Origin of the sequence: Geotalea toluenoxydans JCM 15764 (genome assembly GCF_001311985.1) — a bacterium.
Classification (GTDB): Bacteria; Desulfobacterota; Desulfuromonadia; order Geobacterales; family Geobacteraceae; genus Geotalea; species Geotalea toluenoxydans.
Genome location: NZ_BBCJ01000015.1, coordinates 52,691 through 62,819, shown reverse-complemented (window position 1 = coordinate 62,819; position 10,129 = coordinate 52,691). Strand labels below are relative to the sequence as shown.

The 10,129-nt window shown below is 56.9% G+C and carries 9 protein-coding genes and 3 pseudogenes; 8 read left to right on the top strand and 4 right to left on the bottom strand.

Annotated elements, in window-relative coordinates:
• Positions 1–142: 142 nt before the first annotated feature.
• The 4 genes and pseudogenes from JCM15764_RS11355 to JCM15764_RS11340 form a co-directional block, all read right to left on the bottom strand.
• Complete coding sequence (locus JCM15764_RS11355) at positions 143–814, bottom strand: HAD family hydrolase (RefSeq protein ID WP_243688825.1); 672 nt, start codon at positions 812–814, stop codon at positions 143–145.
• A gap of 54 nt (positions 815–868) precedes the next feature.
• Positions 869–1,101 (bottom strand): annotated as a pseudogene (locus JCM15764_RS11350) (DUF120 domain-containing protein); the annotation flags it as partial.
• Positions 1,102–1,171: 70 nt separating this feature from the next.
• Positions 1,172–1,675, bottom strand: a complete 504-nt coding sequence (locus JCM15764_RS11345) for a pyridoxamine 5'-phosphate oxidase family protein (protein WP_054695720.1) — start codon at positions 1,673–1,675, stop codon at positions 1,172–1,174.
• A pseudogene (locus tag JCM15764_RS11340) lies at positions 1,672–3,434 on the bottom strand (sigma 54-interacting transcriptional regulator). Before JCM15764_RS11340 ends, JCM15764_RS11345 begins: the two are co-directional and overlap by 4 nt.
• Positions 3,435–3,952: 518 nt before the next feature.
• On the opposite strand from JCM15764_RS11340, the gene JCM15764_RS11335 reads away from it, so the two are divergent.
• The 8 genes and pseudogenes from JCM15764_RS11335 (at position 3,953) to JCM15764_RS11310 (ending at position 9,918) form a co-directional block, all read left to right on the top strand.
• Positions 3,953–5,203, top strand: coding sequence for an MFS transporter (locus JCM15764_RS11335; protein WP_054695717.1), 1,251 nt, complete (start codon positions 3,953–3,955; stop codon positions 5,201–5,203).
• Positions 5,204–5,233: 30 nt separating this feature from the next.
• A complete protein-coding gene (locus tag JCM15764_RS11330) occupies positions 5,234–6,961 on the top strand; it encodes an FAD-dependent oxidoreductase (protein ID WP_243688807.1) in 1,728 nt (575 codons plus the stop codon).
• On the top strand, positions 6,958–7,074 hold the full coding sequence (locus tag JCM15764_RS23155) for a 4Fe-4S binding protein (protein ID WP_243688806.1): 117 nt from the start codon (positions 6,958–6,960) through the stop codon (positions 7,072–7,074). Before JCM15764_RS11330 ends, JCM15764_RS23155 begins: the two co-directional genes overlap by 4 nt.
• Positions 7,075–7,121: 47 nt before the next feature.
• Positions 7,122–7,322, top strand: a complete 201-nt coding sequence (locus JCM15764_RS29690; protein WP_243688805.1) for a hypothetical protein — start codon at positions 7,122–7,124, stop codon at positions 7,320–7,322.
• A gap of 47 nt (positions 7,323–7,369) precedes the next feature.
• Positions 7,370–7,872 (top strand): annotated as a pseudogene (locus JCM15764_RS28285) (cytochrome b N-terminal domain-containing protein).
• A gap of 23 nt (positions 7,873–7,895) precedes the next feature.
• Complete coding sequence (locus JCM15764_RS11320) at positions 7,896–8,417, top strand: cytochrome b family protein (RefSeq protein WP_054695714.1); 522 nt, start codon at positions 7,896–7,898, stop codon at positions 8,415–8,417.
• 41 nt (positions 8,418–8,458) lie between these two features.
• Positions 8,459–8,977: a QcrA and Rieske domain-containing protein gene (locus tag JCM15764_RS11315; RefSeq protein WP_054695711.1), complete on the top strand. Its 519-nt coding sequence runs from the start codon at positions 8,459–8,461 to the stop codon at positions 8,975–8,977.
• Between the two features lie 14 nt (positions 8,978–8,991).
• On the top strand, positions 8,992–9,918 hold the full coding sequence (locus tag JCM15764_RS11310; protein WP_054695709.1) for a c-type cytochrome: 927 nt from the start codon (positions 8,992–8,994) through the stop codon (positions 9,916–9,918).
• The last annotated feature ends 211 nt before the right edge of the window (positions 9,919–10,129 follow it).

The following is a 10,129-nucleotide window of genomic DNA, read 5'->3' as shown; positions in this document are numbered from 1 at the left end:
TCCCCTTTGTGCACGCCCTTGAGCGCTTCCATGGGAGTAATCCGACTGACGCAACGTCACTGGCAGCATGAAAATATCGCCGGCTATCCCTGATGTAGGGGCAGCCGGCGACCATTGGTTGCTCCCGATAGGCAGAAGGGGTTCAGGCAGATTCGACTATGGTGGACAGCTGTAAATGGGAGGAAATCAGGCGGTCCGGGTAGTGGGACGACAAGGTGGCGCTGTCGCCGGCCCCGGTGAGCACACCTACTGCATAGACACCGGCGGCGCGGCTGGCCATGATGTCGATGGGCGCATCACCAACGTACAGAGCGTCAGCAGGTGGGACGTTGAGCATCCCGAGGCATTTCAGAATCCCCTCAGGGTCAGGCTTTCTCGTGGGCACATCGGGGCCGAGCACGACGGCGTCGAACCTGTCCAAGAGGCCATCCGGCCGCAGCAGTTCCAGCACCTCCTGCCGTGCACCGCTGACGATGCCGAGCTTGATGCCGAGAGCCTTCAGGGCATCGAGAGTCTGCATGACCCCGTCAAAGAGTTTCCCCTGCTCCCGCAGGATTTGTGGCCACTCCTGGTAAGCCTTGGCGGCTATGGCTTTGACTACCGCATCCACATCACTGCGGTCCTTGGGCACGGCGCCTCGCCAGAAACTGGTACCGTTGGCAAGCGCCGTTCGCACTTGCTCCTCCGTCACCTGAAGGCCGAAGGGTGCGGCCGCGACCTGCGCCACCTGGATATATGCCTCGACCGAATCGACCAGTGTGCCGTCCAGGTCGAATAATACCGCTTTGACGGCAAGGGGGCGGCACAACTCCACACTGAGCTGCGCTGCCGGAGCCAGGGCAAGATGCCTGCGGATCGGCAGCGCTGCGACCAGTTCCACCTTGTTGTGTGGATAGTCAGCAACTTCGGGCAACAGCACCGCGGCCGGGATACGCCCCATCACCTGCACCGGATAGCAGCGCGCCCGGCAGAAGCCGGTATCGGGCGCTCCAGGGAATGGCCAGGCATGTCCTGCCACTGTCGCCAGCGAGCCAGATTACTGTCATCATCAAGGGTCAGGTTGAGAGTGCCGGGAAAGGGATCGATGCCGACGGTATCCATGAGCCGGCAACGCACCCAGTCAAGCCGGGTAAAAGCCGCACCCCGCCCCAGCCCGTCGGCCAGGCGTCCTTCAAGCACCATCATTGCCTCCGGATTTCCCCCCGCTATCCGGCAGGCCTAAGGCAAGTTCGTCCCGGTGGCCCAGCCCAAGGGAATTGTCGATAAAATAAAGGCGGTGGGGCACCACCTTGTACCAGCTCACTTTGGCCATGGCTTGGACAATGGCTGCCGGAGCCTTTGCCAGCAAGCCGACCAGGGGAAATTTCTCTCCGTAGAGGCTGCGGGCTTTTTCTTCTTCCGCACCGGAAATCTTGCCGGCTATGCCCTGGATCTGCACCCCTTTGATTGCCAGCCAATCCACCTGGTTCTCCTGGATAGTCACGGCAACGCGCGGATTGTCCGTCAGGTCGAGACAGTGCCGGCTGGTGGGCGAAGACAGAAAGTAAAGGGTGTAGCCGTCGTTAGCATAGAAGACCGCCGCCCCCCAAGGGCCGTCATGGCCGCAGGTGGCCAGGTTTGCAACGTGATGATCCCGCAGGTACCGCTCTACCCGTGTTCCCAGAACATCTTTCACTGCTGACCACCTGCCGCCATTTCTGCGGTTTGCGGCACAGCCACACCTGCACCACTCATGTCGTTTTCCTGCAGGCGCTTCAACCGGTAAGCCAGCTGCGGCCTGGTCACACCAAGCGTCCTGGCTGCCGCGGAAAGGTTGCCGTTGGCCTTCTTCACCGCTGCTCGATAAGGGCTGCCTCAGCCTGATCCAATGTCATGCTGCCGCTCAATACCTCTTCCTGGAGATTCTTTTCGTTTGCAGTATGGTCGATACCGATACTGCCGTTGCTGTTAAGTGCGAACTCAAGCCCCAACGCTTCCTCGCTGCTCCCGGAGAACATCTGTTCCAGTTCGATTCGGCTGCCGTTAGGGGCCAGGATCACCCCCCGCTCGACCATATTCATAAGTTCCCGGATATTGCCCGGCCATGGATAGGCCAACAGCGCCCGCATGGCCTTGTCGGTGAAGCCGTTGATCTTCTTCCCATGAACGGCTGAATATTTTTCCAGGTAGCGGTTGGCAATGAGGGGGATATCCTCCTTTCGTTTGCGCAACGGCGGGATTTCTATCTGGAAGGCATTGAGCCGGTAGTAGAGGTCGGAGCGGAATTTCCCTTCCTTGACCATCTGTTTCAGGTCAACATTGGTAGCCGCCACCAGCCGCACGTCGATCTTCCGCACCTTGTCGTCACCCAGCCGCTCGATTTCCCCTTCCTGCAGGACACGCAGGAGTTTTGCCTGTGCCGAGAGGGGCAGATCGCCGATTTCGTCGAGGAAGAGCGTCCCCTCATGGGCCCGCTCAAAACGGCCGGGACGGGCCGTCAGTGCGCCGGTGTAGGCACCCTTCTCTACGCCGAACAATTCCGACTCCACCAGGTCCTGAGGAATCGCAGCGCAGTTGATGGCAATGAAAGACTCGTTGCGGCGGGCTCCCCGGTTGTGCAGGGCGCGGGCGAACACTTCTTTTCCCGACCCTGTCTCCCCCAGGAGCAGCACGGTAATCTGCGTAGCGGCGGCCTGTTGGCACAAATCATAGGCAGCTCGGAAGGCGGGAGAGTTGCCGATGATATCCGAGGGGATTTTCTCTTTTTCCCCTATTGCCGAGCGCAGCTGCACCACCTGGGTCTGCAAATCGATGAGCTGTTCGGCGATGGATTCCTTGTTGAAGAAACGGCTGTAATCGGCGGAATCTTCCCATTCTTCAAGCGGTTTGCCGATGATGCGGCAATGGCTCTCCCCCATACCGGAACACTCCACCTCCTTGTAAAGGATCGGACGCCCCATGAAGGCGGAAGCATAGGCACAGGCATAGCCGACCTGGCTCCAGCAGACCGGCTCGGAGTAGTTTCCATAGTAGTGTCTGTGCCATTCACTTTCCCAGGAATATTCCCAGATGATGTCGGCATAAAAACTCCCGGCATTGCGGTCGTATTCCAGCGAGATGATGGTGGAGCGGGCGATTCCCTCCAGCATGTGCAGTTCCGGACCAGCCATGAATGCTTCCACATCGCCGTCGCTCCCGGGACGGGTACGGGCCAGTTCAAAGTCACGCATCCCTGCCGCATAGCCCATGCGGGTCAAAAGCCCCCGCGCCCGGTCCATGCCGAGTGTATCGATCAATTCCCGTCGCAGCGAGGCCTGGGCTTCAGCATGAACGAGAAGCATGCGATGTTCATGCAGCCAAATCTGGCCGGTTTCGGCACAAAAACGCAAACGCGCACGCAGGTCACCGGTATTGGCGTCGCTGACAGTTCTGGTTTTGCCGCTTTGCTTGTACATAGCTCATCCTATAACTATGTTTTTGAAATATCAGAAAACGCTCTGGCAGGGGGCCTATAGTACCGCAGGCCGGTACATTAACCTGATTTTTTGTCAAGTACGGCTGTTATATTTAAAGTAACATTGTTATATTACATTGCCAACCAGCTGCTTGCAAGGGAGAAAAATTTACGAGGCCAAGGCAACGGTTTACCACGGGAACCAGCCTGGTTTTACCAATTGGTAAATAAACATTGCCCCTTCATCAGCATAATTCACCAAATGATCAAAAATTTTTTCATCCATCCCCCATTTGCCAGAGACCATCTGCCGCCCCTTTCCCCTCTTTTAGATAAGTAAGCCTAATATTTTCAGCTCGTTATCGCATTATCAAAAATAATACAACACTGTTTTGGCATATGCCGTGCTTTTATAACAATAAACTCGCAAAGGTTTGATCAAATCGACAAAATTACAAGAACGATGTTTTAATAAATTAAATGGAACTTTGCAAAACAATCAATAGAACGAGGTGAAGCATGGGAATTGTCGAAAAGCATTCCAGTTACAGATGGCTTGTGTTGTTGGCGGGATGCCTGGCCATCTGCACGATTTACATGGACATGATTGCCTACGCCCCAATACTGGGAGAGATAGCAAAAAAACTCAATATTGAAATGGGCGCCGCCACCAATCTCATGATGGGTTTTGTCTTATCCGTGGCCTGCGTTCTCATTTGGGGCGGGGTTGTCTGCGACAAATTCGGCATCACTACAGCCCTTGTCCTTGGTCTTTTGTGCTCAACCCTGCCGACGGCAATCATTCCATGGATAGGCGGCAATTATGTTGCGGTGATGATGGCCCGGCTTGTTCAAGGGGCATCGGTTGGATTTGTCTTCGCCACCATCGGGCCGATTCTTGCCCTCTGGTTTCATCCCAGGGAACATGGAATGGCCAGCGGTCTGCTGATCGGCTCAATCTCCCTGGGCTGTGCAATCGGTGTTTTTGCATCACCAGCGGTACTCGGGATGACAGGAAGCTGGGAAAAAACCATCTTCACCCTGGGAATTCCCGGTTGGGCGGCAATCCTTCTCGCTATCATTGCCACCCGGAAAAATCCTCCACAGATCAGCGCTGAAGAGGCCATCGCCTCCTCCGACAAAACCCCCGCCTCAATGAGTTTTATGGGTGCCCTTGCCTGCCCCATTACCTGGCTCGGCTCCTTGATCGTTTTCTGCAACGCCTGGGCGATGTATGGCCTTTACAACCTGGTTCCCCCTTACCTGGCGGCCGATGCCCCGATGGGACTCGGACTCGGGGCTGCCATGTCCGGCAAGCTCTCCATTGCCGTCACCATCATCGGGCTGTTCGCCACCATTTTCGGCGGTCTTTTTTTCGACAAGGTGGCCAAGGGAAATTCGCGACTGGCTGCGATCATCGGTTTTCTCATCTCCGCCTGCGTCATCGTCATTCTCCTGCCGGCGGTCTCCAAAAGCATCACAGTCCTGGCACTCTGCCTTCTCGTTGTCGGCTGGGGCATTCCCTTCATGGGACCATCGATCAGCGCATTCATCGCCATGAACTATCCCCCCAGCATTGTCGGCAGGATGATCGGCTGGTGGTTCGGCTTCGGCACCTTCGGCGGCGCGGCGGGCCTCTACCTGGGTGGCATGAGCATCAGCAAATCAGGCAATTTCTATCTGGCGATCGGCATGATCTCCATAGCGTCCATGATCGGCGTTTTGCTGTCCCTGTTTTTGAAAAGAACCCTGAAACCGACAGCCGCGTAGCTCCAGGTAAGAGTAGAGGAGGAGAAGAACATGGGAAACCTCAACGGCAAGTATCAGGTAAAGATTCTGGGGATCGAGGATTATCAGGCCTTGACGGCATGTCAAAGCGCCTGCCCCTTGGGAACCGATACCAAAAGGTACGTCAGAGCCATTACCGAAGGTGATTACGAGAAGGCCTTCCTCATTGCCCGGCAGACCAACCCCCTGGTCTCTGTCTGCAGCAGGGTCTGCACTGCTCCATGCGAAAAGAACTGTCGGAAACGAGCAGAGGGAAGCCCGGTGGATATCCGGGCATTGAAGCGTTTTGCCTGCGACCAGCATGGCGTGGCAGCACCCGGTGCAGTCGCCGAACGGCTCGACGAGTTCTCCCGGCGGGATGAATGGATGAGCGACCGAACCGGCAACAACATCCTAACCATGTCAAGGTGGCTGCAGAAGGCCAAGGAGAAAATGGGGGACACGAAGCTTTCTCCGCGGGTGGCCATCGTCGGCTCCGGTCCGGCAGGCCTGTCGGCTGCCCATGACCTGGCCCTGCTCGGCTACCGGGTGACGATTTTCGAGGCCGCCCCGCAACCCGGCGGCCAGTTGATGACCGGCATCCCCGGTTTCCGCCTGCCCAAGGAGATCGTCATGGAGGAGATCGAGGCGATCCTGAAGCTTGGGGTGGAGCTGAGGCTGAACAGCCCCATCGGCAGGGGCGTATCCCTGGCCGACCTCCGGCAACAGGGCTTTGATTCGATCTTCATCACCATCGGCCTCCAGGACCCCCTGAAGCTTGCCCTTGAAGGCTCTGAATTAAAGGGTGTCTATACCGGTATCGATTATGTGCGTGACCATGAGCATATGGCCGTGGGGAAGAACTGCGTGGTCATCGGCGGCGGCGGGGTGGCCATCGACTGTGCCCAGCATGCATTGCGCCAGGGGGCGGCACAAGTGGCCATCGCCTGCCTGGAATCATGGGAAACAATGCCTGCCAGCCTTTCGGACAAGGAAGATGCCCAGGAAGAGGGAATCAGCTTTTATCCGTCCCTGGGACCGCAACGGGTGGTGGGACAAGAGGGGCGCGCGGCCGGGGTGGAGTTTCTAAAGGTAAGCTCGGTATTCGATGCCGAAGGCAAGTTCAATCCCACCTTTGTTCCGGACAGCACGACCATCCTTCTGGCCGACACGGTAATCCTGGCGGTGGGACAGTCCTCCACCCTTCCCTCCCTCTCCGGCATGGAGGGTCTGGAGCTGACGCCAAACGGCCTGATCCGGGCCAATGACGACCTGTCGACCAATCTGCCCGGGGTCTTTGCCGGGGGAGATGACCGCTGGCGTTTCGGCAGGAATGCCACCGATGCCATTGCCGACGGCCAGAAGGCGGCTCGCGCCATCCACGGTTACCTGAGCGGCAAAGATCTGCAGGTAAGAAAGAAAGCATACATGCGGGCGGTGGCGCCGGATTTTCAGAATACCCGCTGCGAGACCATCGCCCAGGTCAAGGTGCCGAAACGGGAAGCGGGCGAACGGATCAGGTCCCAGGAAGAGATCACCCTCGGCTTTGCCGAAGAGCAGGCACGACAGCAGGCTGCCCGATGCCGGCAGTGCAATATCCAGACGGTCTTTGACCGCTCCCGCTGCCTCCGTTGCGGGACCTGTGTCGATACCTGTGTCAATGGGGCGTTGAGGCTGGTCCGGCTGGCGGATATTCAGGGGGACGGCAATCTGGAGAAGCTGACCGACGCCTGGAGAAGTCATCCGGCAAGAAGGGGATGACGGCCATCATCAAGGACGACAGCCGCTGTGCCAGCTGCGGCATGTGCGCCCGCCGCTGTCCCGGAGGGGCGATAACCATGGCCGAGTTTTACTGTCAAGAGGAATGGGAATAAACGGTTTCATACAACTCCCCCCATGGGGATTTTAGCGGGAGAAGATCATGAGCGAATCGACCTATAGCATTATGGACTCTATCAAGCACCTGCCGAAAAACATCAAGGAATCCTTCGTCCGGCGTGAAGCGGGAACCCCGGAGCAGGAACAGGCCGCCAACGTATTCGGCAACGTCTTCCTCCATCTTCATCCGGTAAGGGTGCATGTGAACGCCCTGCGCCCCGGTTATACCCTTGGGCTCGGTTGATCTCCTTTTACCTTTTTCTCATTCTGGTCCTTTCCGGAATCCTGGTGATGTTCTATTACACCCCGTCCACTGAGCTCGCCTACCAGAACATGAAGGACCTGGAATACGTGGTCTCCTTCGGCGTGATATTGCGAAATGTGCACCGCTGGTCCGCCCATGCCATGGTCGCCCTGGCCTTCCTGCACATGTGCCGGGTCTTTTACACCGGCGCCTACAAGGCTCCCCGTGAGTTCAACTGGGTGATCGGCGTCTGCCTGCTGATCGTGACGCTCTTCCTGAGTTTCACCGGCTACCTGCTTCCCTGGGACCAACTGGCCTTCTGGCTGTTACCGTCGGCTCGAACATCGCCTCCTACATGCCCTGGATCGGCGACAAGGTTCGCTTCCTCATGCTGGGTGGCAATGAGGTCGGACAGATGGCGCTCTTGCGATTTTACGTACTTCATGTTGCGGTGCTGCCCCTGATTGCGGCGGTGCTGGTGGGGGTTCATTTCTGGAGGATTCGCAAGGATGGAGGGTTGTCCCGTCCACCGAGCCAGCTTGAAGACTAGCGAAAGAACTGAGGAGGCAAACCATGCAAGCAGTTAAAAAAGAAGAGATTTTCCCAAAAGATACCAATAAGACCTATTCCCTGATGGCAATTGTGGAAGGAGAGTCCTTCCACGTGGAAAGAGGCCCCGAAGATACGGTGCAGACCTGGCCCCACCTGATGGTGCGCGAGCTTCTGCTCTTCCTGGTGGTGTTGGTCGTCATTCTCGGCGTCTCGCTGCTCTTCAACGCCCCCCTTGAAGAAGCGGCCAATCCGCTGCACTCGACCAACCCGGCCAAGGCGCCCTGGTATTTCGTCGGTATCCAGGAATTGGTCAGCTATTCGGCCTTTCTCGGCGGGATTGTGGTGCCCATCGGCATTGTCTTGGGGCTGTTGCTGCTGCCCTATCTGGACAGGAATCCCAAGGGTACCGGTGTCTGGTTCTCCCGGGATCGCAAACTGGCCAACCTTTTATTTACCGTTTTTGTCGTTGCCATGGTCGTTCTGATCATCATCGGCCAGTACGTCCGGGGACCGAACTGGGTTATGCACTGGCCCTGGTCGTAATGGCAGGTTGAAACTACCATCCCCTTTAAAGGAGAACTGATATGGAATTGGGAAACAGCTCAAATGTTACGATTCTACCCCTTAAAGCCTCGGACGAGGCGGTTGACGAGAATCGCAGGGGCTTTGTCAAAAAACTTACCTTAACAACGCTGGTGCTGGGGATCGGTGGATCTGTTCTCCAGCTGGGCCGCTTCTTCAAGCCCAATGTGCTGTATGAACCATCGAGAACCTTCAAGGTCGGCGAGTTGAACAAGTTTCCCTTCGGCAGCCGAACGGTCATCGAGGGACGAGGCATTGAGATAGTCAGGGAAAAGGATGGCGTCCACGCCGTTTCCCTGGTCTGCACCCATCTGGGATGCCTGTTGAAACCTGTATTGAACGATTCGGAGGTGGGCTATGCCTGCCCCTGTCACGGCTCCACCTTTGCTCTCAAGGGGGAGGTCCTAGGGGGACCCGCACCCAAGGATCTTCCCTGGTACGAAGTGTATATGGATAACACAGGAACTCTCGTGGTGGATACGTCCAAGGTGAACCAGAAACGGACCAAACTCGTAGTCTGAGGACGGAGGATAGAATGGAAAAGGCAGTCTTACGCAAACTCACCTTACTCTGTGTCATCTGCGGATTTGCAGCAATTGCCCTCTTGGGGGTAACTGCCTTCCGCGATGGAAAGAGGGAATGGAAGGATTATCAGGCTGAATACAAGGAACTGCTCCTGAAAAAGATGAACCGGGAGCGCAACCCCTCTTTCTATGACCGGATTGCCGGCATGGAGCCGGAGGTCAAGCAGGTCGTTATCGACGAGTGGAAGACGACCGACCGGTGCATGAGCTGCCACATGGGCATCGACGATCCCCTCTTTGCCGATGCGGCTCTCCCCCTCAGGACCCACCCTTATCCGGAGCTGCTCAAGAACCATCCGGTGGAAAAGTACGGCTGCACCATCTGTCATGGCGGGCAGGGGCTGGCGACAACCTATGATGGCGCCTCCCACAGAACCATTGCCAATTGGCCGTTCCCCATGGTGCCCAAGGAGCTGATGCAGTCACGCTGCGGCTACTGTCACAAGGATTTCGAGGCCATCGGCGCAGACAAGCTGATCAAGGGACGGGAACTCTACAAGGAAATGCATTGCGCCGGTTGTCACCAGATCGACGGACAGGGGGGCGCCATAGGCCCCGACCTGAGCAACTTTGCCGACAAGGACCCCAGCAACTTCTCCTTCGAGAACCTTGAAGGGAAGCACTCGAAACAGATCTGGGTCATCGAGCACTTCAAAGACCCGCAGAAGGTCAGCCCCGGTTCCCCCATGCGCACCTATGCCATGAACAACCAGCAGATAGAGTGGCTGTCCAGCTATGTACTCAGCCTCAACCAGCGAAATCTGCAGCGACAGTACACCCCCGAGGTGAAGGCGGACTTTGTTGCCCCCAAGGTGGACATCACCCTCCCCGAAGCCGAGTTATCCGGTTCTTCGGAGAATGAAGAGAGCAGCGAGTAGCTCTGCCGATCCTTGGCACTGGGAAGACCTTACAAAGAGGAGTGAGCGAAATGAACGGAAAAAATTTGGCCCTGATAAACAGGTTAAGCGCATTGACGAAATCTTTTGCTGCGCAAAAAACGCAGAAAACAATTTCTAATTTACTAATCATCATAGTGGCGATGTTGGTCGGCATGTTGCCGGGAAAAGCCGCCCAGGCACAGGAGCCGCC

Bases quoted from the DNA above. Each gene is read 5' to 3' on its own strand.
- JCM15764_RS11330 (WP_243688807.1), top strand. From the start codon at position 5,234: ATGGGAAACCTCAACGGCAAGTATCAGGTAAAGATTCTGGGGATCGAG.
- JCM15764_RS11320 (WP_054695714.1), top strand. From the start codon at position 7,896: ATGCAAGCAGTTAAAAAAGAAGAGATTTTCCCAAAAGATACCAATAAG.
- JCM15764_RS11310 (WP_054695709.1), top strand. From the start codon at position 8,992: ATGGAAAAGGCAGTCTTACGCAAACTCACCTTACTCTGTGTCATCTGC.
- JCM15764_RS29690 (WP_243688805.1), top strand. From the start codon at position 7,122: ATGAGCGAATCGACCTATAGCATTATGGACTCTATCAAGCACCTGCCG.
- JCM15764_RS11335 (WP_054695717.1), top strand. From the start codon at position 3,953: ATGGGAATTGTCGAAAAGCATTCCAGTTACAGATGGCTTGTGTTGTTG.
- JCM15764_RS23155 (WP_243688806.1), top strand. From the start codon at position 6,958: ATGACGGCCATCATCAAGGACGACAGCCGCTGTGCCAGCTGCGGCATG.
- JCM15764_RS11315 (WP_054695711.1), top strand. From the start codon at position 8,459: ATGGAATTGGGAAACAGCTCAAATGTTACGATTCTACCCCTTAAAGCC.